The sequence below is a fragment of the Mesorhizobium sp. M7A.F.Ce.TU.012.03.2.1 genome, assembly GCF_004006095.1.
Taxonomy (GTDB): domain Bacteria; phylum Pseudomonadota; class Alphaproteobacteria; order Rhizobiales; family Rhizobiaceae; genus Mesorhizobium.
The window spans coordinates 957,976-982,354 of sequence record NZ_CP034779.1 but is presented as its reverse complement, the minus strand read 5'-3'; the positions used below and the strand labels follow the sequence as shown (position 1 = coordinate 982,354).

Here is a 24,379-nt window from a genome sequence, read left to right as displayed (position 1 = left end):
TCAAACCTATTGCGGAAGCATGTCCTTGAGGCGGAGCAGTGCGATGCGCTCGACCTGTTTGCAGGCGGTCTCGAATTCAACGCCGCGATTGTTGCCGATGCGCGCCTCGAACTCCGCCAGGATTTCTTGCCTCGTCTTGCCCTTCACCGCGATGATGAAGGGGAAGCCGAAGGTGGTGACGTAGGCGGCGTTGAGCTTGGAAAACAGTTCGCGCTCCTTGTCGGTCACCGCGTCGAGGCCGGCCGAGGCCTGTTCCCTGGTCGATTCCGCCGTCAGCCGTTTGGCCTTGGCCAGCTTGCCGGCAAGGTCGGGATGGGCGTTGAGCACCGAAAGCCGCTCGGTTTCGCTGGCGGACCGGAAGATGCGGCAAAGCGCATTGTGCAGACCGCCTGAGGTGTCATGCGCCGGGCCCAGTTCCAGTTCATAGGCGCGTTCGGCGATCCAGGGCGAATGCTCGAACACGCCGCCGAAAGTGTGGACGAAGGTCTCGAATTCCATCTTCGATGGGCGGAGCGCCGGCGGTTGATAAGGATTGACCTCTTGCCAGTGCCTGGCGATGTCGATGCGCCTCGCCAGCCAGACCTTGTCGTGCGACTTCACATAGTCGACGAAGCGCTTCAGCGCCGCCACCCGGCCCGGCCGCCCGACGAGGCGGCAATGCAGGCCAATGTTCATCATGCGCGGCCGGCCGGCCTGGCCCTCGGCATAGAGCGTATCGAAGCTGTCCTTCAAATAGGCAAAGAACTGGTCGCCCGAATTGAAACCTTGCGGCGTGGCGAACCGCATGTCGTTGGCGTCGAGTGTATAGGGAATGATGAGCTGCGCGCCGCCCTCATGCTCGAACCAGTAGGGCAGCTCGTCGTCATAGGTGTCCGACACATAGTCGAAACCACCTTCTTCCGCCACAATCCGCACTGTGTTGATCGATGTGCGACCCGTATACCAGCCGGTCGGGCGCACGCCGGTCACTTCGTAGTGCAGCTTGATCGCCGCCTTGAGGTCGCGGCGCTCATCTTCGGCGCTGTGGTCGCGGTAGTCGATCCATCTCAGCCCGTGCGAGGCGATCTCCCAGCCGGCTTCCTGCATGGCCGCCACCTGATCCGGCGAACGGGCGAGTGCGGTGGCGACGCCGTAGCAGGTGATCGGCACTTGCGACTCGGTGAACAGCCGCAGCAGCCGCCAGAAGCCGGCGCGGGCACCGTATTCGTAGATGGATTCCATGTTCCAGTGACGCTGGCCCATCCAGGGTGCCGCGCCGACGATTTCCGACAGGAAGGCTTCAGACGCCTTGTCGCCATGCAGCACGCAGTTCTCGCCGCCTTCCTCGTAGTTGACGACGAACTGCACGGCGACATGTGCCCCGCCAGGCCATTTCGGGTCCGGCGGATTGGCTCCATAGCCGCGCATGTCTCTGCAGTAACGCATCGTCCCTCCCGCCGGGCACGGCCCGAAGTATGATCAGGATATCGAAAGGGTGCTTCTCGCATTCCCCCGAAAATTTTTGAAAGTGTTTTTGTCGCACTCCGCTCGACCGGGACTTATGCATCGCCTTTAATTGGCGCACAATTCACTGTTGATACTTGATCGTACCGGGCCAATTCGCTCGTACCGGAAATGGAGGCGGCCAATGGCAGAAACGTCGAATGCCGATGGCGGGCGTCTGACGACCCATGTCCTCGACACGGCGACCGGCAAACCGGCGGCGGGACTGTCGATCGCGCTTTATCACCTCGACGGCAAGGCACGGACACATTTGAAGACCGTTGTCACCAATGCCGACGGCCGTTGCGACAAGCCGCTGCTCGTCGGCGCGGAGTTCCGCACCGGCGAATACGAACTGGTCTTCGCCGCCGGCGACTATTTGCGCCAGCAGGGGTTGAGCCTGCCGAAACCGGCCTTTCTCGATGTGATACCGATCCGCTTCGGCATGGCCGAGCCCGTGCACTATCATGTGCCACTGCTGGTCTCACCTTACGGCTACTCGACATACAGGGGGAGCTGAGGCATGGCCAAAATCAGCATCCGCAAAGAAATCCGCTTCATCCTCAACGGCAGGGACGTCGCGCTTTCGTCGGTGGCGTCAGACGCGACCCTGCTCGACTGGCTGCGGCTAGAGCGGTCGCTGCGCGGCACCAAGGAAGGCTGCGCCGAGGGTGATTGCGGCGCCTGCACCGTGTTGGTCGGCAAGCTCTCGGCCGGCGGGCTGGTCTATGAAAGCGTCAATGCCTGCATCCGTTTCCTCGGCTCGTTGGACGCCACCCATGTCGTGACCGTCGAGCATCTGCGCGGCGTATCAGGCCAACTGCATCCGGTGCAGCAGGCGATGGTCGATTTCCACGGCTCGCAATGCGGCTTCTGCACGCCGGGCTTCGTCATGTCGCTCTATGGCCTGTGGATGAAGTCATCGAATCCGTCGAACGCGGATATCGAAAAGGCCTTGCAAGGCAATCTCTGCCGCTGCACCGGCTACGAGGCGATCATCCGCGCGGCGCATGCCATTTCCAGCTACGGTAAGGCGGCGGAGGATCCGCTGGCCGCGGAGCGCAAGGCGATCACCGAGAGGCTCGAGGCCCTGCATGACGGCGCCCGGGTCGAGATCGGTTCGGCCAAGGCGCGGCTGGTCGTGCCGGCCGATGTCGATGATTTCGCCGCCGTGCTGGACAAGGAACCCGGCGCCACCATCGTCGCCGGCTCGACCGATGTCGGCCTCTGGGTCACCAAGCACATGCGCGATATTTCGCCGGCCATTTTCATCGGCAATCTCGACGGACTTTCCACCATCTCGGAAGAAAACGGCATCATTTCGATCGGCGCGGGCGTCACCTACACTGATGCCTTCGCGACATTGGCGAAGCGTATCCCGGCGCTGGGGCCGTTGTTCGATCGTATCGGCGGCGAACAGGTGCGCAACATGGGCACCATCGGCGGCAACATCGCCAACGGCTCGCCGATCGGCGACACGCCGCCGCCCTTGATAGCGCTCGGCGCGCAACTGACGCTGCGCCGTGGCAAGAAGCAGCGCACGATCGCGCTGGAGGATTTCTTCATCGCCTATGGCAAGCAGGACCGGCAGCCGGGCGAATTCGTCGAGGCGGTGCACGTTCCTGTTCCCGCCAAGGGCACAAAATTCGCGGTCCACAAAATCACCAAGCGCCGCGACGAAGACATTACCGCAGCCCTCGGCGCCTTCTTCTTGACGCTGGCCAGCGATGGCACGGTCGCGGAGGTGCGCATTGCCTATGGCGGCATGGCGGCGACGCCGAAGCGGGCGTCTTCTGTCGAAAAAGCGCTGCTCGGCAAGCCGTGGACCGAACAGACGGTTGAAGCGGCGATGGGCGAATATGCAAGGGATTTCACCCCTCTGACCGACATGCGAGCCTCGGCCGAATACCGGGCGCTAGCGGCAAAGAACCTGTTGCTGCGCTTCTTCGCCGAGACCACGGATACCCGGGCACCATTCCAAGTGTCACGCAACGAGGCGGCATGATGAGCACCAATGCCAGTGAACAAACAGCCGAACGGTCGCGAGTAGCGTCCTTCTCCCCGTTCACGGGGAGAAGATGCCGGCAGGCAGATGAGGGGCGGCGCCGTCGTCGATCTTTGTCTGCAAGGCTGTCGACGTCGGCGCTGCCCCTCATCCGACCCTTCGGGCCACCTTCTCCCCGTGAACGGGGAGAAGGGAAAGGGCGCGCATGATGAACAAGCACGCTGCCCCTAACCTCAAGGCTGAAAAGATCGCCGGCGGCGTCGCCACCGATCAGCGCCACGATTCCGCGCACAAGCATGTCAGCGGCACCGCCGTCTACATCGACGACATGCCGGAACCGGCCGGCACGCTGCATGGCTGCCTCGGGCTTTCCACCGCCACGCATGCCACCATCGCCAGCATGGATCTCTCGGCGGTGCGTACAGCGCCCGGCGTTGTCGGCGTGCTGACGGCCAGTGACGTGCCGGGCGAGAACGATATTTCGCCGACTGGCCGTCACGACGAGCCGGTGCTGGCCGACGGCAAGGTGCAATTCTACGGCCAACCAATCTTCTGCGTCATTGCGCAGACCCGCGAGCAGGCGCGCCGCGCCACCAGGTTGGCCAAGGTCGAATACAAGGAATTGCCCTTCGTCACCGACATTGGTGCGCTCGATCCTAGGAAGGACAAGCTCGTCACGCCGCCACTGACGCTGAAGCGCGGCGATGCCGCTACAGCGATCCGTCAGGCGCCGCGCCGGTTGAAGGGAAAAATGCGCATCGGCGGCCAGGAACACTTCTACCTCGAAGGCCATATCGCCATGGCCATTCCGGGCGAGGATCAGGACGTCACCATCTATTCCTCGACCCAGCATCCGAGCGAAGTCCAGCATATGGTCAGCCACGCGCTCGGCGTGCCGAGCAACGCCATCACGGTGGAAATCCGCCGCATGGGCGGCGGCTTCGGCGGCAAGGAGACGCAGGGCAACCAGTTTGCCGCATTGGCCGCGATCGCCGCGAAGAAACACCATCGCGCCGTGAAAATCCGGCCCGACCGCGACGACGACATGATCGCCACCGGCAAGCGTCATGATTTCCTCGTCGACTACGAGGTCGGCTTCGATGACGAGGGCAATATCCTCGGCGTCGATTTCATGTTCGCGGCGCGCTGCGGTTTTTCGTCGGACCTTTCCGGCCCGGTGACCGATCGCGCGCTGTTCCACTGCGACAACAGCTATTTCTGGCCAGCGGTGCATGCCCAGTCGGCGCCGCTCTACACCAACACCGTGTCGAACACCGCGTTTCGGGGTTTCGGTGGCCCGCAAGGCATGGTTGGCGCCGAGCGCGTCATCGACGAGGTGGCCTTTGCCGTCGGCAAGGATCCACTCGAAATCCGCAAAAAGAATTTCTACGGCACCAGTGGTGATAGCGAGGGGGGCCGCAACATCACGCCCTACCACCAGACGGTCGAGGACAACATCATCCAGCGCATCGTCGCCGAGTTGGAGGAAAGCGCCAGCTATGCGCGGCGGCGGCGTGAGATATCGGCCTTCAACGCCAACAGCCGTTTCATCAAGCGCGGCCTGGCGCTGACACCGGTCAAGTTCGGCATCTCGTTCACCGCCACCCACTACAACCAGGCCGGCGCGCTGGTGCATGTCTACACCGACGGTTCGGTGCATCTGAACCATGGCGGCACCGAAATGGGGCAGGGCCTCTATATCAAGGTGGCGCAGGTGGTGGCGGAAGAGTTCCAGATCGACCTCGACCAGGTCAAGATCACCGCGACCACGACCGGCAAGGTGCCGAACACCTCGGCCACGGCAGCGTCGTCTGGCTCGGACCTCAACGGCATGGCGGCGCAGAACGGCGCTCGCCAGATCAAGGATCGGTTGACCGATTTCGCCGCCGAAAAATACCAGGTGCCGCGCGATCAGGTGCTGTTCCTGCCCAACCGGGTGCGCATCGGCAACCAGGAAATCGCCTTCGCCGACCTCGTCAAGCAGGCCTATATGGCCCGTGTCCAGCTGTCGGCGGCGGGTTTCTACAAGACGCCGAAAATCCACTGGAACCGCGACAAGGGCGAGGGCCGCCCCTTCTATTATTTCGCCTATGGCGCGTCGTGTTCGGAAGTCTCGGTCGACACGCTGACCGGAGAATACATGGTGGAGCGCACCGATATTCTCCACGACTGCGGCCGCTCGCTGAACCGAGCCATCGACATCGGCCAGATCGAGGGTGGCTTCATCCAGGGCATGGGCTGGCTGACGACGGAAGAACTGTGGTGGGACGCCAAGGGCCGGCTGCGCACGCATGCGCCGTCGACCTACAAGATCCCGCTCGCCTCCGATCGGCCGAAGATCTTCAACGTCACCTTGGCCGACTGGCCGGAAGCGGGCGAGCCGACCATCCACCGCTCCAAGGCGGTCGGCGAGCCGCCGTTCCCGCTCGGCATGTCGGTGCTGCATGCGCTGTCGGATGCGGTGGCCAGTGTCGCCGACAACAAGATTTGCCCGCGCCTCGATGCCCCCGCCACACCGGAGCGCGTGCTGATGGCGATCGAGAGGCTGAAGAAAGAGGCCGTCGCCTGAGTCTGGCGCAAGGTCGGCAATGCGTGCAATCCGGGCCGAAAAAACCTATATTTCCCGCACGGGAATGCGAATGATGAATTCGAAAGTGCAAAGCCTGAGAGACTTCCTTGCCAGCGCCGACTGGATTGCCCTGGTCGAAGTGGCTGGCACAAAAGGTTCGACGCCACGCGAGAAGGGCGCATTTATGCTCGTCTCGCGGGCGGCGATCTTTGGCACGATCGGCGGCGGTCAGCTCGAATACATGGCGATCGACAAGGCCAGGCAGATGCTCTTCTCCCCCCTTGAGGGGGAGATGTCGGCGAAGCCGACAGAGGGGGTCCTATCAGAAGGCACCGCCAGGGCGTTGAGCCCGGTCGATCCGACCCCACCCGGCAGCTTCGCCGCCACCCTCCCCTCGAGGGGGAGGGGAACCCGCATCGAGGTTGACAAAGTCTGCGCTACCCTGGACGTCCCGCTAGGCCCGGAAATCGGCCAATGCTGCGGCGGGCGCGTCGAAGTGCTGATCCGGCTCGTCGATGCCGCGCTTGCCGCCGAACTGGTTGCGGTTGCGGAAGCCGAAGAGGCACACCTGCCATATGTCTACGTCTTCGGCGGCGGCCATGTCGGCCAGGCGTTGGCGTCGACGATAGCACTTCTCCCCGTGCATTGCGTCGTCATCGAGACGCGGGCCGAGGCACTGGAAGGCATGCCGGAAACCGTCGAGCCGCGGTTGACGCCGATCCCCGAGTCCGAGGTGCGAAACGCTCCCGCCGGCACCGCCTTCGCCATCCTGACCCACGATCATGCGCTGGATTTCCTGATCGTCGCCGAGGCGCTGAAGCGCGGCGACACCGCCTATGTCGGCATGATCGGCTCGAAGACCAAGAAAGCGACGTTCAGGAACTGGTTCCTGAAATCAGCGGCAGGCAGCGAGGCCGAGTTTGCCCGCCTCGTCTCGCCGATCGGCGGCGATACGGTCAAGGACAAGCGCCCGCAGGTCATCGCGGCGCTGGCGGCAGCCGAGATCATGACGGCGCTGGTCAGTCACAACGCAACCTCAAGTGCCGACCATCAAATTCCGCATGGCAGGGTGATGGCAGGCTAGGCTGCGCCGCAGTTAACCGGCTGTTTCAAACCCAGTTGGTCGCGCAATGTGCGGCCCTCGTACTCCTTGCGGAACAGGCCGCGTCGCTGCAATTCCGGCACGACGAGCATCGCAAAGGCATCGAGTTGGCCGGGGAAATAAGAGGGCATGACGTTGAAGCCGTCGACGGCACCGCCTTCGAACCGCGCCTGCAACTCATCGGCCACCTGGGCCGCCGTGCCGACGATGCGCCAATGGCCACGCGCGCCGGCGAAATGCCGGGCAAGCTCGCGGATAGAGAGGCCGTCGCGGCGCGATTGCTCGATGACCAGCGCCTGCCGGCTTTTCATCCCCTCGCTCTCCGGCAGGTCCGGCAGCGGCCCGTCGATCGGATAGCGCCACAGATCGGAGATGCTGAGATAGCTGGACAGCAGCGCCACACCGACGTCGTCGGGGATCAGCGCCTGTAATTCGTCATATTTTTCACGGGCCTCCGCTTCGGTCTCCGCCACCACTGGCGCGACGCCCGGCATGATCTTGATGTCGTCAGGCTCGCGCCCGTAGGCCGCCAGACGTCCCTTGAGGTCGTCGTAAAAGGCCTTCGCTTCCTCGAAGGTCTGCGCCGCGGTGAACACCACATCGGCGGTGCCGGCGGCAAGGTCGCGGCCGACATCCGAGGCGCCGGCCTGGACCATCACCGGCGCGCCCTGCGGCGAACGCGGCAGATCGAGCGGGTCGCGAACCGAAAAGCTCTGGCCGTCATGTCCGGATCCAGAAGCGCCATCGAGCTTGCCGTTCCAGAGCCCGGTTACCACCTCGGCGAATTCGCGCGCGCGCTCATAGCGATCGGCATGGGGCTTGAGGCCGGTCGAGCCGAAATTGGCGGCCTCGACGGGGCTGGCCGAGGTGACCAGGTTCCAGCCGGCCCTGCCGCCGCTCAGATGGTCGAGCGACAGGAAGGCTCGCGCCAGGCCATAGGGCTCGTTGTAGCTTGTCGAGGCTGTCGAGACGAGGCCGATGCGGCTGGTCTGGACGGCGAGCGCCGAAAGCAGGCTGATCGGCTCGAAGCCGATCGAGCGCGAGGTCTGGCTGGCGATGCCGACATTGGCCTCGCGCAGGCCGGCGGCGTCCTCGCAGAAGATCATGTCGAACTTCGCCGCCTCCGCCGTGCGCGCCAGCTGGATGTAATGATCGATGTCTATGCCGGCGGTGACGTGTGCCTTGGGATGGCGCCAGGCCGCGATGTGGTGGCCTGTCGCCCACAGGAAGGCGCCGAGCTTCATCTGGCGAGCGGTCATCGGTCACCTCCGCCGGCAAGCCCGAGATGCGAGCGCAACGTCGTGCCGCGATAGTTCTCTCGAAACAGGCCACGCTGCCTCAGTTCCGGCAAAACCAGATCGACGAAATCGTCGAGCGCTGAAAGCTGTGCCGGCATCAGGATGTTGAACCCGTCGCAGCCTCTCGCCCGGAATTCCTTTTCCAGCCTGTCGGCGCGGGCAGCCGGCTTACTATCGGCGGTAGGCGCGACGTTCGTCAGCACTTTCACAGCGTCCGGATCGCGTCCGCACGCCGTGACACGGCGCCGGATATCGTCGTAGCGTTCTGTCGTGCCGTCCAACGGTCCGCCATCCAGCAGGATGACATCGGCGGTGCGGGCGGCAATATCCAGGTCGGCTTCGCTCAGGTCCGACAAGACGAGCACTGGCGTATCCTGCGGCGAACGGGCGACGTTCAGCGGTCCGCGCACGGAAAAGAACCCGCCCTTGTGGTCGAGCAGATGCATCTTTTCGGGGTCGTGGAAGCGGCCGCCGCTCTGGTCGAACAGCATCGCGTCCGCGTCCCAGCCCCGCCACAGACCTTGCACGATGCCGATATATTCCTCACTGCGACGGCGGAAATCGTCAGGCGAAAATCCTTCGGCCCGGCTGAAATTGGCTGCTTCCCGTGGCGCTTGCGTCATGGTTGCGTTCCAGCCACTGCGGCCATGGCTGATAATGTCGAGCGAGGCGAAACGGCGCGCCAGATTGTATGGCTGGTGGGCGACGGTCGATGCCGCGGCGACCAGTCCGATCCTGCTTGTGACAGTCGCCAATGCGGCCAGCAAAGTGGTCGCTTCGAAGGGCATCGGGCTGTTCGCGGCACCGCCGCCGGACGCCGGTGCGGAATCGGCAAGCAGCACCATGTCCAGGCCCGCTGCTTCGGCCTTTTGCACGAAACCAGTCAGGCGGCTGAATCCCGGTTCCGGCGATGGATCGGCGATCCCCGGAAACAGCGAAACGGCAAGATGCATTGTGGCGCCGCTGTCCATCGATGGTGCCTGCGAGACGAAATACCACCCGAACTATGTTCGCCACTTCAGGGGATGGCAACCGCTGGCGCTGGGCCAACCGCCGGGCACGTGGAGGCCAGCATTATTTCCCAGCTAGCAGATCGTTGATCAGTCGCTGGCAGCGCTCGGCCATGAAGTCGAGCAGCAGCCGCACTTTTGGATCCTGCAGCTTCTTGTGCGGATAGACGGCGGCGAACTGCACCGGTGTCGGCGGCGTGCTGCTCAGGATCACCTTCAGCCGCCGGTCGCGGATGAACGGCTCGACCTCAAAGCGCGGCTTGTTGATGATGCCGCGGCCTGAAAGCGCCCAGCCGGTCAGCACGTCGCCATCATCGGTGTCGTAGGGTCCGTGTACCTCGAACTTCTGCGGGCCCGTGGGGGTCTGCAGCGTCCACACATATTCGCGCGCGCCGGAATAACGCAGCATCAGGCAGTCGTGCTTCTTGCCGATCAGTTCCTGCGGCTCGATCGGTTCGCCGCGCGCCTCGAGATATTTCGGCGCCGCCACCAGCACGCGCTCGCATTCCATGATGCCGCGCATCCTGAGGCTGGAATCCTCGATGATACCGAGCCGGAAGGCGACGTCGATGCCTTCCTTCATGATGTCGACATTGTGGTCCGAAAGCCTCAGCCTCACCTCGATGTCTGGGTATTTGTCGTGAAAATCGGGAATGCCCGAGGCCACCAACCGACGGCCGAGGCCCAAGGGGGCGGTGACGCGGATGGTGCCGCGCGGCTGACCGGAAAGCGCCGAGACCGCGGCTTCCGCTTCGGTGATCGCCTCCAGCACCTGCTTTGCGCCCCCGTAAAAAACCGTGCCATGCTCGGTCGGCATCAATTGCCGCGTCGTGCGGTTGAACAGACGCACGCCCAGGTGCTTCTCCAACTCCTTGATGCGGTTGGAGGCGACCGCCGGCGAAATCCGCATGTCGCGCCCGGCCGCCGACAGATTGCCGAGTTCGACCACGCGAACGAAGACGGCAATGTTGTCGAGATAGGCCATGCGGTTTCGTGGCTTTCCTGAGGCCGCTTTCGGGCGGCTCCCATCCTGCTGCGTGTGACTACCCTAGTATTTTCCATTTTTTTTTGAAAGTCATCGTGCACCTCGCCTCTTTCCGTTTGCGCTCCAAGCCGTAAAGTCGCCCAATCGGCAGGGACGATTTCAATGATGGATTTCGCGATTTTCTGGGACTGGCTGAGTTTTGCCGTGCGCTGGCTCCACGTCGTCACCGGCATCGCCTGGATCGGCTCGTCCTTCTACTTCGTCGCGCTCGACCTCGGCCTGCGCCAGCGTCCCGGCATGCCCGTCGGCGCCTTCGGCGAGGAATGGCAGGTGCATGGCGGCGGCTTCTACCACATCCAGAAGTATCTGGTGGCACCAGCCGAAATGCCGGAACACCTGACCTGGTTCAAGTGGGAATCCTACGCCACCTGGCTGTCCGGCTTCGCCATGCTGTGCGTCGTCTACTACGCCGGAGCCGATCTGTTCCTGATCGATCCCAACGTGCTGCCGATGTCGGTGCCTACAGGCATCCTGCTGTCGCTGGCGACGATCGGCGTCGGCTGGGTGGTCTATGATCTGCTGTGCCGCTCGCCGCTGGGAAAAAGCGATACCGGCCTGATGCTGGTGCTCTACTGCGTGCTGGTGTTCATCGCCTGGGGGCTGACGCACCTGTTCACCGGCCGCGCCGCCTTCCTGCATCTGGGCGCCATCACCGCCACGATCATGTCGGCCAATGTCTTCATGGTTATCATCCCAAACCAGAAGATCGTTGTCGCCGACCTCATCGCCGGCCGCAAGCCCGATCCGAAATATGGCAAGATCGCCAAGCAGCGTTCGCTTCACAACAATTATCTGACGCTGCCGGTGCTGTTCCTGATGCTGTCGAACCACTATCCGCTGGCGTTCGGCACTGAGTTCAACTGGGTCATCGCCTCGCTGGTGTTCATCATCGGCGTGCTGATCCGGCACTATTTCAACTCGATCCATGCCCGCAAGGGCAATCCGACCTGGACCTGGATGGCGGCACTCGTCCTGTTCATTGTCATCATCTGGCTGTCGACCGCGCCGAAGGTGCTGACCGGCGAACCCAGGGAATCGGCATCGGCGCAAATCTATGTCGCTTCGGCGCATTTCCCGGCCGTGCGCGACACCGTGCTCGGCCGCTGCTCGATGTGCCATGCGGCGGAGCCGGTCTACGAAGGCATCTATCATGCGCCGCAGGGCGTGATGCTCGACACCGACGCGGATATCGCCAACCACGCCCGCGAGATCTATCTGCAGGCCGGCCGCAGCCACGCCATGCCGCCCGCAAACGTCTCGCAGATCACCGACAAGGAACGGGCGCTGCTGGTGGCCTGGTTCGAAGGCGCGGGGAAATAGCATGACCTCGACACTCCTGCGCGGCCGCACGCTGTCCTTCGCGCGCTGGCCGCAGACCATCGACGATCATTCCGCCTGGCGCTACGAGGAGGATGGTGGCCTGCTGATCCGCGACGGCAGGATCGTCGCCGCTGGCACCTATGCCGATGTTGAAAAGCAAGCCGGCGAGGTAGCGAAAAAAATCGACCACCGGCCGCATCTGCTGCTGCCCGGCTTCATTGACGCGCATGCGCATTTTCCGCAGATGCAGATCATCGCCTCCTATGGCGCTGAGCTGCTCGACTGGCTGAACACCTACACCTTTCCGGAAGAGACGAAGTTCGCCAACGCGCAACATGGCCGCCGTATCGCGCGGCTGTTCCTCGACGAGATGGTGCGCCACGGTACAACGACGGTCGCCGCCTACTGCTCGGTGCACAAGGCTTCGGCGGAGGCCTTCTTTGCCGAATCGCATGACCGCAATATGCTCAACATCGCCGGCAAGGTGATGATGGATCGCAATGCGCCCGACGGCGTGCTCGACACGCCGCAATCGGGTTACGACGACACGAAGGCGCTGATCAAGGAGTGGCATGGCAAGGGACGGCAGCTTTATGCCATCACGCCGCGCTTCGCCATCACCTCGTCGCCGGAGCAGATGGAGATGGCGGCCGCGCTGTGCCGCGAACATCCCGATTTGCACATGCAGACGCATCTGTCGGAGAACCACGCTGAGATTGCCTTCACGCAGGAACTCTACCCGTGGTCGCGCGACTATACCGACGTTTACGAGCACTACGGGCTGTTGGGCAAAAAGAGCCTGTTCGGGCACTGCATCCATCTCTCGGAGCGCGAAGCGGATGCGCTTTCCGACAGTGGCTCGGTGGCGGTGTTCTGCCCGACTTCCAACCTTTTCCTCGGCTCCGGCCTGTTCGATTATCAGCGCATTCGTCGCCGCGACAAGCCGCTCCGCATCGCCGCCGCCACCGATGTCGGCGGTGGCACCAACTACTCCATGCTGCGCACCATGGACGAGGGCTACAAGGTGATCGCGCTGAATGGCGAGAAGCTCAACCCGTTCCAGTCCTTCTGGCAGATGACGCGCGGCAATGCCGAGGCGCTGTCGGTGGCCGACAAGATCGGCACGCTGGACGAGGGCACCGATGCCGACATCGTCGTGCTGGACGCCAGGGCAACGCCGGCGATGCGGCTCAGGATGGAAACGGTCGAGACGCTGGCGCAGGAACTGTTTCTCCTGCAGACGCTTGGCGACGACCGCACCGTGCGCGAGGCCTATGTCGCGGGGCGCGCAGCGAAGAGCGATCTGCTATAGTGCAGCGGCAGGTGCGAGGGGAGCCCGTCGATGACCGTCCGTCAGAATAAACTCATCGGTATGGTAGGCGGGATGAGTTCGGAATCGAGCGCGATTTACTATCGGCTGCTCAATCAGGCCGCGCATCGGCGCCTCGGCGGACATCACAATGCCAGGTCGGTCCTGTTCACGTTGGATTTCGACGAACTGAACGAGATGGCCGCGCTCGGACGCTGGGATGATCTCGCTGAAACGGTAGCCGAAGCGGCGCGAAACCTGGAAAGGGCCGGCGCCGATTTAGTGATGCTCACCTCAGTCACCGCACACCGTGTGGCCGACCAAGTGGAGGCTCAGCTTTCCGTCCCACTGCTGCATGTCGCCGATGCCACAGCGCAGGCCATTCAGTTACGGGGCTTCGCGCGTGTGGGGCTGTTGGGAACGCGATATACGATGGAGCAGGATTTCTTCTCGGGACGTCTGCGCCAGCGTCATGGCCTCGAAGTCCTCACACCGCCGCAGCAACAACGTGAAGCCTTGCACAGTATCATCATCGATGAGCTGACGTTGGGCATCGTGAAGCAGGACTCAATGGCTGCGCTGATGGATATGGCATTGGACCTCCAGGCGCGCGGCGCGCAGGCGGTGATCTTAGGTTGCACCGAGCTTCCGCTGTTGGCCGCTTTGGACGACTATCCGTTGCCAGCTTTCGACGTCACCCAACTTCATGCCGAGGCGGCGCTGGACATAGTCCTAGCAGATGGGCGCGCCTGACCGCTGACGTCTTGACCGCGCCGCGATAGTCGGCGAAAGCCAACAACGACATCGGGAGCGAGACAGTGGCCGACGACATCGAGACTATTAAAAGACAGGAAGCCACGCTCGTCTTTTCGGAGTTCGACGAGGCCATTGCCTTTGAGATCGGTACCGCGATTCGCGATAGGGCTTTGGCCGGCAACCTGCCAATCATCGTCGATATCCGGACCTTCGACCGGCCGCTGTTCTATGCCGCGCTGCCGGGCTCGAATGCTTCCAATCCCGACTGGGCGCGGCGCAAGATCAATGTGGTCGAACGGTTCCTGAGAAGCACCTATCGCATGGTGTTGGAACAGCAGCGCCCCGACCGCACCTTCAAGATTGGTGAGGGGCTGGATATTGCCGACTACGTGCTGGCCGGCGGTGGCTTTCCGGTGACCGTCAAGGGCGCCGGCGTCATTGGTGTGATCGCCGTCTCCGGACTGCCGGAGCGCGAGGATCACGGCGTCGTCGTCGATGCGCTGTGCGATCATTTGGGCGTCGACAAGCGCGGCCTGGCATTGCCTCCGGAAGCCGAATGACCGTGCTTGATCCCAAGACATTCTTGATCTCCATCTTCGACGCCGCCATCGCCGCCGCCGATCCGGAGCGAACCATCCGGGATCATCTGCCGGCCAAGCCAAAGGGCCGTACCATCGTCATCGGCGCGGGCAAAGGCTCGGCGCAGCTGGCGGCAGCGTTCGAGAAAGTGTGGGACGGCCTCATCGATGGGCTGGTCGTCACCCGCTATGGCTATGGCGCGACCTGCGAGCGCATCGAGATCATCGAGGCGGCTCATCCGGTGCCGGACGCTGCCGGTCGGGAAGCCTCGCGGCGCCTGCTCGCCAAGGTCCAGGGTCTGACTGAGGATGATCTGGTGGTGGCGCTGATTTCCGGCGGCGGATCGGCGCTGTTGCCGTCGCCGGCCGGCAGCCTGACGCTGGCCGACGAGATCGCCGTCAACGAGGCGCTGCTCGCCTCGGGTGCGCCGATCGCGGCGATGAACACCATCCGCAAGCACCTTTCCACCATCAAGGGCGGCAGGCTGGCAGCGGCCGCATGGCCGGCCAGGGTGGTATCGCTGATCGTCTCCGATATTCCCGGCGACAATCCGGCAATGGTCGCCTCCGGCCCGACCGTACCCGATACAGGCATCCGCGCCGACGCGCTGGCCTCAATATCGGCCTATGGCATGAAACTGCCGGCCTCGGTGATGGCGCATATCAATTCGCCGGTCGCCGATGCGCCAAGCCCGGATGACGAGCGTTTTTCGCGCAACGAGGTGCATCTGATCGCTTCGGCCGGGGTATCGCTGGAAGCCGCCGCTGCGGAAGCGAAACGGCAGGGTGTCGAGGCCGTTATCCTCTCCGATGCCATCGAGGGCGAAGCGCGCGAGGTGGGCGGCGTCCATGCCGCGATCGCGCGCGAAGTGGCGACGCGCAACCGACCATTTTCGAAGCCGGTGTTGGTCCTGTCGGGCGGCGAGACAACCGTCACTCTACGGGCAAAAGGCAAGGGCGGCCGCAATTCGGAATTCCTGCTCGCCTTTGCTATCGGCATCAACGGCGTCGACGGCATCCACGCACTGGCCGCCGACACGGACGGCATCGACGGTTCGGAAGACAATGCCGGCGCCTTCGCCGATGGCTCGACCGTATCGCGCATGCGCGCAGCCGGGGTGGACGCCAAGGCTATGCTTGCCGGCAACAATGCCTGGACGGCCTTCAACGCAGTTGGCGATCTCTTCGTACCCGGCCCGACCGGCACGAATGTCAACGACCTCAGGGCGATTCTGATCAGGTAGCTGAAGCAATTCCAGGAAAAAGTGTGAAGCGGTTTTCCGTCCGGAATTGCGCAAAACAGACTGATCAGGCAGCCATCAGCCGCTTCACCAGCTTCATATCCTGCAGGAACCGTTCGCGTTCAGCCTCCTTGTCCGCGGACTCGCGGATGCGCAGAATGAAGGAGGGATGGATGGTGATGAACACGCGCAATCCGTCCTCGCGCTCGATCACTTGTCCGCGCATCTTTGTCACCGGGATCGCCTTGCCGAGCAGCGACATCGCCGCTGTCGCGCCGAGTGCCACGGCGAGGTTCGGCTTGATCAGCTCGAATTCTTGGTCGATCCACCAGCGGCAGGCCTGAATCTCACCGGAATTCGGCTTGGAGTGGATGCGGCGCTTGCCGCGCGGCTCGAACTTGAAGTGCTTGACTGCGTTGGTGACATAGACCTTTTGCCGATCGACACCGGCATCATCCAGGATCGCATCGAACACCTTGCCGGCCGGACCAACGAAAGGTTTGCCGGCGAGATCCTCCTGATCCCCCGGTTGTTCGCCGACGAAGATCACCTTGGCATTGTCGGGACCTTCACCGAAGACAGTCTGCGTCGCGTCGCGCCACAGCGGGCAGCGGCGGCAGCCTTTCGCTACCTCACGCAACTCGGGAATCGTGTCTGCATCATCTTCCGGTGCTTCGGCGGGCTGCTTCGGCCAATGCCGTGCCTGCACCTTGGCGTGGTGCGGCGCGGGTGTTGTCGGCATTTTCGCAATCATGTCCTTGGCGGCCTTGTCCGCTCCTGCGATCATGTCTGGAATGAGCGAAGCCTCGGGAAGGTTCCGCCAATATTTCTTCGGCATCTCCTTCTGCATGGCCTTCACCTTCAATCGCGCCGGATTGAAGATGTTCTCGAAATAGGTGCGCCAGAGCGCCGCGGTGTCGTCCTGATCCGGCGCATCGCCCTTGGCCGCGCCCGGTCCGATAGCCAGCCTTTCGCCATCCCAATCGGCGGAGGCGTAGGGCGTCAGGATCGTCCAGCGCATGCCGGTGAAACGCCTGACGAAGAAATCGGCGTTGCGCTCGACGATGAAATGATCCGGCTCGAACCAGGCGACATAACGCTCATCGGCACCGTCGCCGATTTTACGGAAGCGTACGAAGGCATGCATTTTGTGGCTGTCGCGCCGCACCGCCTTTTCCATGGCCTCAAGCCGCCTGGTGTCGGGATCCGACGCGATTTCCAGTAGTTTAGGCTCGTCGCGCAATCGCCAAAGCATTCGGTAGAGAAAGGCAAACCGGCCGGGATCGGAATGGCAGAACGCCGTTTCGGCATGCCCGATGAAGTCGCGCGGCACGACGAGTTGCGCGCCCGCAGGCACTTCAGGCAATTCTGCCTGATCAGAGCCCGGCGCGACATGCCAGCCGACGTCCTCGGGCCTGACCTCATTCAGGGCCAGCCGCCGTGCCGCGTCACGCCAGCCGGCAAAATCCGTCTCGCTATCGAGCCGCACACTGTATCTGACGAGATCAAGTTCCGCCGGCCGCATGATCAGAACAACGATAATTGTTCGCAGGAGTGGACGATCCTGTCGCGCAAGCCGGCCTTGTCGGTCAGCGCACCAGGCGACCAGCCTTCGGCGATGATGAACGGCCTGAGCTTGGCGATCGATTGGCAGATCCGCCCGACATCCTCCAGCCGCATGCGCCGGTGCCGGCGCGTCTCCAAAATCTTTGCCACCACCTTGGTGCCGAGACCCGGCACCCGCAGCAGAGCTTCGCGGTCGGCGCGGTTGATGTCGACCGGAAACTGCCCCCGGTTGCGCAGCGCCCAGGCGAGCTTCGGGTCGATGGCGAGATCGAGCATGCCGTCGCTGCTCCCGGCAAGGATTTCCGGCTGCGAAAACCCATAGAACCGCATCAGCCAGTCGGCCTGATAGAGCCGGTGTTCGCGCATCAGCGGTGGTTTCAGCAAGGGCAGCGACGATGACGAATCCGGAATCGGGCTGAAAGCCGAGTAATAGACGCGCCGCAGATGATAGCTGCCATAGAGCCGCGCGCTGGTGTGAAGGATGCCGTCGTCGGATGTCTTGTCGGCGCCGATGATCATCTGCGTCGACTGGCCGCCCGGCGCAAAGCGTTCGCGCTTTTTGGTTTTCAAAGTCGGCTCGGCCTTCTCCTCCATCTTCTGGCGCAGCCTGGCCATGGAAAGCCGGATTGTCTCCGGCTTCTTCTCGGGCGCCAACCGCTTCACACCCTCGTCGGTCGGCAGTTCGACATTGATCGATAGCCGGTCGGCATAAAGCCCTGCCTTCTCGATCAGTTCGGCCGAACTTTCCGGGATCGTCTTCAGATGAATGTAGCCGGAGAACTTCTCCTCCACGCGCAGTCGGCGTGCCACCTCGACCATCTCGCCCATGGTCTCGTCCGGTGAGCGGACGACGCCTGAAGACAGGAACAGGCCTTCGATGTAGTTGCGCCGGTAGAAATCCATGGTCAGCTTCACCACCTCGTCGATGGTGAAACGGGCGCGCCGCACATTGGAGGACGAGCGGTTGATGCAATAGCTGCAATCGTAGATGCAGAAATTGGTCAGCAGGATTTTCAAGAGCGAAATGCAGCGGCCGTCCGGCGCGTAGGAATGACAGATGCCCATGCCTTCGGTGGAGCCGATGCCGCCGGATTTCAACGAATCCTTTTTTGCCGCACCGGAAGAGGCGCAGGAGGCATCGTATTTGGCGGCGTCGGAGAGGATCGCCAGCTTTTCACGGACGGTAAGTGCGCTCATCTGTTCATGATATGTCCTAAACAGGAGATCCGCTACCTCATTTGATGGAGGCGGCGAAAAAGTGATTTGCCGCCCATCATGAATCCATCAAACCTCGTGCAGATAGAGGTGGTAATCCAACTCGCTGACCGTGCGTGCCACCCGCAGATATTCGGACTGTTTGATCGCCACGAAGGTGCGGTGCAGGTCTTCGCCGAGCGCGTTCTTCAGGAAGCTGGACGTCCGCGCCGCTTCGATCGCGGCGCGCCAGTCGACCGGCATGGTCGTGCGCGTGACCGCTGCCTCATAGCCGTTGCCGGTCGTTTCGGGTCCCGGATCGAGGCCTTCATCCATGCCTTTGATGATGCCGGCGAGCACGGTTGCGGCGATCAGATAAGGGTTGGCATCGACGCCGGACGGCCGGTGCTCGATGCGCCGGTTCTTGGCGTCGCCTGCCGGCACTCGCAGCGCCACCGATCGGTTGTTGACGCCCCAGGTCGGCGCCACCGGCGCATAGGATTGCGAGACGAAGCGCCGCCAGGAATTGGCATGCGGCGCAAACACCAGCATCGATTCCGCCATGGTCTGGATCAGGCCGCCGAGCCCCTGCAGCAGCGGCAGCGACCAGCTCTCGCCGCCCGCTTCGGCAAAGACGTTTCGGCCGGCCGTGTCCTGCAGCGAGACGTGGAAATGCATGCCCGAGCCGGCATATTTCTCGATCGGCTTGGCCATGAAACAGGCGGTGACGCCATGGCGGCGCGCCTGCGCCCGCACCAGCCGCTTCAGCATGACCAGATCGTCGGCCGCTCGCATCACGTCCTTGCGGTAGTTCAGCGTCAATTCGTACTGGCCGGGCGCATATTCGGAAATCACCGTCTCGGCCGGAATGCCTTGCGCCTTGGCCGCTGCATAGATGTCGGAAAACAGCGGCTCCATGCCGTGCAGATGATCGACGGAATAGACTTCGGTCTTGCCCGAGACGCGGCCATCGAGCACCGCGCGCGCCGGCTGCACCTTGCCGTCGGCGTCGCGCTCATTGGCCAGCAGGAAGAATTCGAGCTCGAAGGCGCCGGCCGGATAGAGGCCCTTGGCCGCCAGGATCTCCACCTGCCGAGCCAGCGCCAGGCGCGGATCCGACGACATCGGTCGGTCGTCGAGCATGTACATCGCCATCAGCAACTGGCCGCGCGGCGGGCTCGTACCGTAGAGCGGCACCAGCGTGCCGGGGATCGGCCATGCCCTAAGGTCGCCATCACCGGTCGTCCAGATCAGTCCGGTCTCGTGCACATCCTCGCCGGTGATGTCGAGGCCGAGGATCGAGATCGGCATATGGCGGCCGCCCTCGAAGATGCTCTTCAGTTCATGCCGGCGCACGATCTTGCCACGGCCGACGCCATTGGCATCGGTCAGCACGATATCGAAGGCCTCGATCTCGGGATGGGCGTCGAGAAAGGCGTGCGCCTCGGCAGGTGTCGAGCCCGAAGGTGAGGTTATCATGGCATTAGGGTGGTCCATCGCCGCTTGTCTCATGCCGCAAGCTTCGCCGCAACCGCGCCGAAGGCGGTGATCAGCCGGTTGACCTGGGCAGCCGAGGTCGCCGGCGAGATCAGCATCATGTTGTGGAAGGGTGCGATCAGCACGCCGCGATTGACCAGCGCGACATGGATAGCGGCCTCCAGTTCCGGTGCATGCGCCATTTCCGCCTCGGCGCCATTGCGCAGCGGACCGGGCGCACAGATGAACTCGACACGAGCGCCGACGCGGGAAACATGCCAGGGTAGGCGATAGCGATCGATCACGCCGGTCAGCCCGGCATCGAGCCGCCGCGCCAGATGATCCATCCGGTCGTAGTTTTCCTGCGTCATCACCTCTTCGAGCGTGGCGCGCATCGCCGCGAACTGAAGCGGGTTGGCCGAGAGTGTCGTGCCCATGCCGGAATAGCCCGGCTCCTTGGTCCTGTTGTAATCCGCGTAGCGTGAGGCAACGTCGTCGCTCATGCCCCAGACACTGGCCGGCACGCCGCCGGCGATCGGCTTGCCCAGCACGAAGAAGTCCGGGTCGAGACCATATTTCCTCGTGTAGCCGCCGGGGCCGGTCGAGATCGTGTGCGTCTCGTCGATCAGAAGCAGCGTGCCGGTTTGGCGTGTCAGTTTGCGCAGGGCGTCATGGTAGCCCGGATCGGCCAGCACCATGCAGGAATTGGTCAGCACTGGCTCGGCGATGACGCAGGCGACGTCCTTATCCCCAAGCGCGGCTTCGAGTGCTGAAACATCGTTGAACTCGATGACCTTGGCCGTGCGGGTCAAGTCGCGGAACTCGCCCGCCAATCCTGGCCGGTTGACGGGCTTGCCGTCGATCAGCCGCACCATCGTTTCGTCGACCGAGCCATGATAGCAGCCGTTGAAGACCAGGATTTTTTCGCGGCCGGTGACGGCACGGGCAACGCGCAATGCAAAGCGGTTGGCGTCGGTCGCCGTCGTCGCGATCTGCCAGAACGGCAGGCCGAAGCGCTGCTGCAGCAGCGGCCCGATGGCCAGCGCATCTTCCGAAGGCAGCATATAGGTCAGGCCGCGTCCGGCCTGCCGGCGGATGGCGCGAGCCACCGGTGGCGGCGAATGGCCGAACATCGAGCCGGTGTCTCCAAGGCAGAAATCGTCGAGCTTGTTTCCGTCGATGTCGGTGATGTTCGCGCCCCTGGCGTTGTCGACCAGGATCGGGAACGGCGTCGGCCAATCGTTCATCCAGTGCATCGGGACGCCGCCGAAGAAGCCGGGCAGGCCGTTGCCGATCTTGGCTTGCGATTTTGGCCGCGCCTTGCGGAAGGCTGCCCCCTCGGTTTCGCGCAAATCGGCAATGCGGTCGCGGCCGATGCCGCCGATGGACGTGTTGGACGTGTCGCTGTGCATGAAAACCCCTCTGGTCGATCCCTCTTAGCCAATCCGTGTCCGCATCCGCAATTGGCCGCGCATCTGCCCTGCGTTGGCTCAGCCTTTGGCGGCGGCGCTTGACCGTGCTGCCGAAGTCAGCGCCAATATGAGCGGGAATTTAGGTGGAGGGGTAAAATGCGAACGATCATGTGTGTGGCAATGCTTCTGTCGTCGGCTGGCGCTGCCTTCGCGTCGGGTGGCATCTGGTGCTCCACTGAGGACACGGCGGCGACATTCGAGGTCGAGGCAGGCGTCACCAGAGGCATGGGCGGGCCGACCTTCAACTTTCGAGGCAACCTCGAAATTCTGAGCCGGCCTGCCGGCGACAGCCTGCGCAAGACGGTGTTCGAGGATTCCAACCTGACGCAGTACTGGCTCGACGGCAAGGAATTGCGGCTGAACATCTATCGCGAGCACGAGGTCGCCCAAAAGATCAATTCGGTCGAACTGACGATCCTGACCAAGACCAGCGACGAAGGCGTCTACGACGGGAGCTATACGCTCTCCATCTACGACGCCGCGGCGGATACGGACCAGGACGGCAAACCGGTTGAAATCAGCGGCAAAGTGTCGTGCGGAGCGGAGTGAGCGGGGTCAGGCCGTGATATCGATGACGCCGCAAACGCCGGCGGCACTGCCGAAGGCGACCCGGCGTTCTTCCTTGTCCCACATCATCGAGGTGATGGCGCCCTTGCCCGGCCGTCGCAACAGCACTTCCTTGGAGTCGGCAAAACGCACCGCCATCACCATGCCGTCATCATAGCCGACGGCAACGACATCCTGGCTCGGGTGGCAGGCGACAGCCGTCACCATGGCGTTGCCGCGCGTGCCGAGCTCCAGCGGTGCCTTGCCCATTGGACCATCCTTGCCTGAAAACGGCCAGACGATCGCCGCCGGCGCGCCGGAACTCGCCAGCCACTTGCCCTTCACACTCCACGACAGGCTTTTGACCTTGCCGGGATAGCCGGTCATGCGCATGTGCTTGCCGTCGGCGAGCTTCCAGCCGTGCAATGCGTTTTCTTGCATGGTGGTGACGAGGAAGGCGCCATCGGGAGAGAAGGTGATGCCGGTGTGGGCGCCGGCCCATTCAAGCTCCACCGGCTTGCCCTCGGCGGCCGGGAAATGCAGCGTCGCGCCATTGTAGCGGGCGACACCGAAGCGCATGCCCTTGGGCGAGAAGGCCAGCCCCTCGACCGAACGCGGATGGACGAATTCCCTCGTCTTGCCGTCGGCGAATCGCACGAAGGCGGTCTTGCCTGAGGCATAGGCGATGGCGCCTTGCGGCCCGGCGGCAACGCTGGTGATCCACTTCTTGGCCGCGCTTGCCAATTCCGTGGCCTCGCCGCCCGCTTTCACGGAAAACACCTTGCCGTCCTCGCCGCCGGTGATCAGCCGGTCATTGGCCGCATCAAGAAAGGCGGCGAGCAGCCCGTCATTGGCCTGAATTGTCTTGTGGCCATGGTCGAGCCGATGGACGGCGCCGTCGGCCATCGCAAAATGCGGCACGTCGCCGAGAAAGACGGCGGCGATGCAGTGGCCTTCGAGATCAAGCGGGGCAACGGTCGGCATGGGAGATTATTCCATTCGAGATTTATGCTGGTCGTCTAACCTCGCTGGGTCGCCAGCGCGGCTGGGGTGCGGCCGGCCTTCTCCCCTTGTGGGAGAAGGTGGATCGGCGCGCAGCGCCGAGACGGTTGAGGGGTGGGTGACGGATCTCCGTCAGCGCCAAGCTGGAACACCCCTCATCCGACCGAGCTTCGCCCGGCCACCTTCTCCCACAAGGGGAGAAGGAAGGAGGGGCAGCGCTAGCGCTATAAAGTCTGGAAATCAAGCCGCCTGGCAGGCGTCAAAACTCTTCTTCAGCCGCTCGGCGTCGAGTTCCCTGCCGATGAACACCAGCCGGCTCTCATGCTTCTCGCCGTCCTTCCAGGCGCGCTGGTGATCGCCCTCGATGATCATGTGCACGCCCTGGATGACATAGCGCTCATCATCGCCCTTGAGCGCGATGATGCCCTTCAGCCGCAGGATGTTGGGGCCTTCCATCTGGGTGATCTTCTCGATCCATGGGAAGAATTTCTTCGGGTCCATCTCGCCGCCGCGTAGCGACACCGATTGCACCGTCACGTCATGGATGTCGGAAGCATGCGCATGATGGTGGTGCCCGTCATGATCATGGTGGTGGTGATCGTGGCCGTCATGGTCGTGGTCATGATGATCGTGATCGTCATGCGCTTCGAGGAAGTGTGGATCGTTTTCCAGCGCCCTCGACAGGTCGAAAGCGCCGCGATCGAGCACCTCGGTCAGGGCGACGCCGGCTCGGGTCGTGCGGTGGATCTTCGCCGCCGGATTGATGGCGCGGATCGTCGCCTCGACCTTGGCGAGCTCTTCTGATGTGACGAGGTCGGTTTTGTTGAGCACGACGACGTCGGCGAAGGCGATCTGGTCCTCGGCTTCCCGGGAATCCTTGAGCCGCAGCGGCAGGTGCTTGGCGTCGACCAGCGCCACCACCGCGTCGAGCCTGGTCTTGGAGCGCACGTCGTCATCCATGAAGAAGGTCTGCGCCACCGGCACCGGATCGGCGAGCCCGGTGGTCTCGACGACGATGGCATCGAAGCGGCCGGGTCGGCGCATCAGGCCCTCGACGACACGGATCAGGTCGCCGCGCACCGTGCAGCAGACGCAGCCATTGTTCATCTCGTAGATTTCCTCGTCGGATTCCACGATCAGGTCGTTGTCGATGCCGATTTCGCCGAACTCGTTGACGATGACGGCGTAGCGCCTGCCGTGGTTTTCCGACAGGATGCGGTTGAGCAGCGTCGTCTTGCCGGCACCGAGATAGCCGGTGAGAACGGTTACGGGGATCTGCGTCTGTGCGTCGCTCATGGCTTGCCTCGAATTATCTGGGCCTCGGAAATTCGGCCTGAGAAAAGGGAATGTCGGCTCCATATAGGATGTGTGCGGGGCTTTTGCACGGGGCAAACCGATGGGCCAAACC

The 24,379-nt window shown here is 63.2% G+C and carries 20 protein-coding genes; 10 read left to right on the top strand and 10 right to left on the bottom strand.

Annotation, left to right across the window (positions count from 1 at the left end; all coding sequences use genetic code 11):
- Positions 1 to 6 precede the first annotated feature (6 nt).
- Positions 7 to 1,425: an allantoinase PuuE gene (puuE, locus tag EJ079_RS04665; protein ID WP_127808223.1), complete on the bottom strand. Its 1,419-nt coding sequence runs from the start codon at positions 1,423 to 1,425 to the stop codon at positions 7 to 9.
- A gap of 202 nt (positions 1,426 to 1,627) precedes the next feature.
- On the opposite strand from puuE, the gene uraH reads away from it, so the two are divergent.
- The 4 genes from uraH to xdhC all read left to right on the top strand — a co-directional run bounded on the left by uraH (position 1,628) and on the right by xdhC (position 7,140).
- Positions 1,628 to 2,002 (top strand): hydroxyisourate hydrolase, encoded by a 375-nt coding sequence (uraH, locus tag EJ079_RS04660; protein WP_127808222.1) that lies wholly within the window; start codon positions 1,628 to 1,630, stop codon positions 2,000 to 2,002.
- 3 nt (positions 2,003 to 2,005) lie between these two features.
- Positions 2,006 to 3,487: a xanthine dehydrogenase small subunit gene (gene xdhA / locus EJ079_RS04655; protein WP_127808221.1), complete on the top strand. Its 1,482-nt coding sequence runs from the start codon at positions 2,006 to 2,008 to the stop codon at positions 3,485 to 3,487.
- A gap of 208 nt (positions 3,488 to 3,695) precedes the next feature.
- On the top strand, positions 3,696 to 6,056 hold the full coding sequence (gene xdhB, locus EJ079_RS04645) for a xanthine dehydrogenase molybdopterin binding subunit (protein WP_127811278.1): 2,361 nt from the start codon (positions 3,696 to 3,698) through the stop codon (positions 6,054 to 6,056).
- Between the two features lie 73 nt (positions 6,057 to 6,129).
- Positions 6,130 to 7,140: a xanthine dehydrogenase accessory protein XdhC gene (xdhC, locus tag EJ079_RS04640; RefSeq protein WP_127811277.1), complete on the top strand. Its 1,011-nt coding sequence runs from the start codon at positions 6,130 to 6,132 to the stop codon at positions 7,138 to 7,140.
- On the opposite strand, the gene EJ079_RS04635 is transcribed toward xdhC, so the two are convergent.
- The 3 genes from EJ079_RS04635 to EJ079_RS04625 all read right to left on the bottom strand — a co-directional run bounded on the left by EJ079_RS04635 (position 7,137) and on the right by EJ079_RS04625 (position 10,451).
- Entirely contained in the window at positions 7,137 to 8,417 is a 1,281-nt protein-coding gene (locus tag EJ079_RS04635; protein ID WP_127808220.1) for an LLM class flavin-dependent oxidoreductase, read from the bottom strand. The two genes, xdhC and EJ079_RS04635, sit on opposite strands and share 4 nt — an antisense overlap.
- Complete coding sequence (locus tag EJ079_RS04630) at positions 8,414 to 9,427, bottom strand: LLM class flavin-dependent oxidoreductase (RefSeq protein ID WP_127808219.1); 1,014 nt, start codon at positions 9,425 to 9,427, stop codon at positions 8,414 to 8,416. The genes EJ079_RS04635 and EJ079_RS04630 overlap by 4 nt, the downstream gene beginning before the upstream one ends.
- 103 nt (positions 9,428 to 9,530) lie before the next feature.
- Positions 9,531 to 10,451: a LysR family transcriptional regulator gene (locus EJ079_RS04625; protein ID WP_027039874.1), complete on the bottom strand. Its 921-nt coding sequence runs from the start codon at positions 10,449 to 10,451 to the stop codon at positions 9,531 to 9,533.
- Positions 10,452 to 10,613: 162 nt separating this feature from the next.
- On the opposite strand from EJ079_RS04625, the gene EJ079_RS04620 reads away from it, so the two are divergent.
- From EJ079_RS04620 to EJ079_RS04600, 5 genes are all read left to right on the top strand, one after another.
- A complete protein-coding gene (locus EJ079_RS04620; RefSeq protein ID WP_127808218.1) occupies positions 10,614 to 11,831 on the top strand; it encodes a urate hydroxylase PuuD in 1,218 nt (405 codons plus the stop codon).
- 1 nt (position 11,832) lies between these two features.
- Positions 11,833 to 13,143 (top strand): guanine deaminase, encoded by a 1,311-nt coding sequence (gene guaD, locus EJ079_RS04615; RefSeq protein WP_127808217.1) that lies wholly within the window; start codon positions 11,833 to 11,835, stop codon positions 13,141 to 13,143.
- Between the two features lie 30 nt (positions 13,144 to 13,173).
- Entirely contained in the window at positions 13,174 to 13,893 is a 720-nt protein-coding gene (locus EJ079_RS04610; protein WP_127808216.1) for an amino acid racemase, read from the top strand.
- Between the two features lie 65 nt (positions 13,894 to 13,958).
- A complete protein-coding gene (locus EJ079_RS04605; RefSeq protein WP_127808215.1) occupies positions 13,959 to 14,456 on the top strand; it encodes a heme-degrading domain-containing protein in 498 nt (165 codons plus the stop codon).
- Positions 14,453 to 15,718: a glycerate kinase gene (locus EJ079_RS04600; protein ID WP_127808214.1), complete on the top strand. Its 1,266-nt coding sequence runs from the start codon at positions 14,453 to 14,455 to the stop codon at positions 15,716 to 15,718. The genes EJ079_RS04605 and EJ079_RS04600 overlap by 4 nt, the downstream gene beginning before the upstream one ends.
- Before the next feature lie 64 nt (positions 15,719 to 15,782).
- Here EJ079_RS04600 and EJ079_RS04595 read toward each other — a convergent pair whose 3' ends face one another.
- From EJ079_RS04595 to EJ079_RS04580, 4 genes are all read right to left on the bottom strand, one after another.
- Positions 15,783 to 17,240: a UdgX family uracil-DNA binding protein gene (locus EJ079_RS04595; RefSeq protein ID WP_127808213.1), complete on the bottom strand. Its 1,458-nt coding sequence runs from the start codon at positions 17,238 to 17,240 to the stop codon at positions 15,783 to 15,785.
- Positions 17,241 to 17,242: 2 nt separating this feature from the next.
- Positions 17,243 to 18,478: a putative DNA modification/repair radical SAM protein gene (locus tag EJ079_RS04590; RefSeq protein WP_127808212.1), complete on the bottom strand. Its 1,236-nt coding sequence runs from the start codon at positions 18,476 to 18,478 to the stop codon at positions 17,243 to 17,245.
- An 87-nt stretch (positions 18,479 to 18,565) separates the two neighbouring features.
- Positions 18,566 to 19,972, bottom strand: a complete 1,407-nt coding sequence (locus EJ079_RS04585) for a glutamine synthetase family protein (RefSeq protein WP_127811276.1) — start codon at positions 19,970 to 19,972, stop codon at positions 18,566 to 18,568.
- 11 nt (positions 19,973 to 19,983) lie between these two features.
- On the bottom strand, positions 19,984 to 21,363 hold the full coding sequence (locus EJ079_RS04580) for an aspartate aminotransferase family protein (protein WP_127808211.1): 1,380 nt from the start codon (positions 21,361 to 21,363) through the stop codon (positions 19,984 to 19,986).
- 156 nt (positions 21,364 to 21,519) lie between these two features.
- Between EJ079_RS04580 and EJ079_RS04575 the strand changes: the two genes are divergently transcribed.
- The gene (locus EJ079_RS04575; protein WP_127808210.1) at positions 21,520 to 21,972 is read left to right on the top strand and encodes a hypothetical protein; all 453 of its coding nucleotides are present in this window, start codon (positions 21,520 to 21,522) and stop codon (positions 21,970 to 21,972) included.
- A 6-nt stretch (positions 21,973 to 21,978) separates the two neighbouring features.
- Here EJ079_RS04575 and EJ079_RS04570 read toward each other — a convergent pair whose 3' ends face one another.
- Complete coding sequence (locus EJ079_RS04570; protein WP_127808209.1) at positions 21,979 to 22,953, bottom strand: WD40 repeat domain-containing protein; 975 nt, start codon at positions 22,951 to 22,953, stop codon at positions 21,979 to 21,981.
- 258 nt (positions 22,954 to 23,211) lie between these two features.
- A complete protein-coding gene (locus tag EJ079_RS04565) occupies positions 23,212 to 24,267 on the bottom strand; it encodes a GTP-binding protein (RefSeq protein ID WP_127808208.1) in 1,056 nt (351 codons plus the stop codon).
- Between the last annotated feature and the right edge of the window lie 112 nt (positions 24,268 to 24,379).

Bases quoted from the DNA above. Each gene is read 5' to 3' on its own strand.
- EJ079_RS04570 (WP_127808209.1), bottom strand. From the start codon at position 22,953: ATGCCGACCGTTGCCCCGCTTGATCTCGAAGGCCACTGCATCGCCGCC.
- EJ079_RS04610 (WP_127808216.1), top strand. From the start codon at position 13,174: ATGACCGTCCGTCAGAATAAACTCATCGGTATGGTAGGCGGGATGAGT.
- EJ079_RS04600 (WP_127808214.1), top strand. From the start codon at position 14,453: ATGACCGTGCTTGATCCCAAGACATTCTTGATCTCCATCTTCGACGCC.
- EJ079_RS04580 (WP_127808211.1), bottom strand. From the start codon at position 21,363: ATGCACAGCGACACGTCCAACACGTCCATCGGCGGCATCGGCCGCGAC.
- xdhB (WP_127811278.1), top strand. From the start codon at position 3,696: ATGAACAAGCACGCTGCCCCTAACCTCAAGGCTGAAAAGATCGCCGGC.
- EJ079_RS04630 (WP_127808219.1), bottom strand. From the start codon at position 9,427: ATGGACAGCGGCGCCACAATGCATCTTGCCGTTTCGCTGTTTCCGGGG.
- EJ079_RS04620 (WP_127808218.1), top strand. From the start codon at position 10,614: ATGATGGATTTCGCGATTTTCTGGGACTGGCTGAGTTTTGCCGTGCGC.
- xdhA (WP_127808221.1), top strand. From the start codon at position 2,006: ATGGCCAAAATCAGCATCCGCAAAGAAATCCGCTTCATCCTCAACGGC.
- EJ079_RS04585 (WP_127811276.1), bottom strand. From the start codon at position 19,972: ATGGACCACCCTAATGCCATGATAACCTCACCTTCGGGCTCGACACCT.
- EJ079_RS04590 (WP_127808212.1), bottom strand. From the start codon at position 18,478: ATGAGCGCACTTACCGTCCGTGAAAAGCTGGCGATCCTCTCCGACGCC.
- xdhC (WP_127811277.1), top strand. From the start codon at position 6,130: ATGAATTCGAAAGTGCAAAGCCTGAGAGACTTCCTTGCCAGCGCCGAC.
- EJ079_RS04625 (WP_027039874.1), bottom strand. From the start codon at position 10,451: ATGGCCTATCTCGACAACATTGCCGTCTTCGTTCGCGTGGTCGAACTC.
- puuE (WP_127808223.1), bottom strand. From the start codon at position 1,425: ATGCGTTACTGCAGAGACATGCGCGGCTATGGAGCCAATCCGCCGGAC.
- EJ079_RS04575 (WP_127808210.1), top strand. From the start codon at position 21,520: ATGCGAACGATCATGTGTGTGGCAATGCTTCTGTCGTCGGCTGGCGCT.
- uraH (WP_127808222.1), top strand. From the start codon at position 1,628: ATGGCAGAAACGTCGAATGCCGATGGCGGGCGTCTGACGACCCATGTC.
- EJ079_RS04595 (WP_127808213.1), bottom strand. From the start codon at position 17,240: ATGCGGCCGGCGGAACTTGATCTCGTCAGATACAGTGTGCGGCTCGAT.
- guaD (WP_127808217.1), top strand. From the start codon at position 11,833: ATGACCTCGACACTCCTGCGCGGCCGCACGCTGTCCTTCGCGCGCTGG.
- EJ079_RS04635 (WP_127808220.1), bottom strand. From the start codon at position 8,417: ATGACCGCTCGCCAGATGAAGCTCGGCGCCTTCCTGTGGGCGACAGGC.
- EJ079_RS04565 (WP_127808208.1), bottom strand. From the start codon at position 24,267: ATGAGCGACGCACAGACGCAGATCCCCGTAACCGTTCTCACCGGCTAT.